This is a genomic window from Citrobacter sp. TBCS-14, from assembly GCF_005280805.1.
Lineage (GTDB): Bacteria > Pseudomonadota > Gammaproteobacteria > Enterobacterales > Enterobacteriaceae > Citrobacter > Citrobacter gillenii.
Genome location: NZ_SZWM01000662.1, coordinates 1 through 289, shown reverse-complemented (window position 1 = coordinate 289; position 289 = coordinate 1). Strand labels below are relative to the sequence as shown.

1 protein-coding gene is annotated in these 289 nt (G+C 57.4%); it reads left to right on the top strand.

Annotated features, from left to right (window positions below):
- Nucleotides 1-289: 2,3,4,5-tetrahydropyridine-2,6-dicarboxylate N-succinyltransferase (locus FDX22_RS20535; RefSeq protein WP_146717696.1), on the top strand; the 289-nt coding region annotated here is incomplete at both ends.

The following is a 289-nucleotide window of genomic DNA, read 5'->3' as shown; positions in this document are numbered from 1 at the left end:
CGCGTGGTTCCGCCAGCGGCTGTACGTCAGGGCGCGTTTATCGCGCGTAACACCGTATTAATGCCCTCTTACGTGAACATCGGCGCTTATGTTGATGAAGGTACGATGGTTGATACCTGGGCGACCGTGGGTTCCTGCGCGCAAATTGGTAAAAACGTTCACCTGTCCGGCGGCGTTGGCATCGGTGGCGTACTGGAGCCGTTACAGGCTAACCCGACCATCATCGAGGACAACTGCTTCATCGGCGCGCGCTCTGAAGTGGTTGAAGGCGTGATCGTCGAAGAAGGCT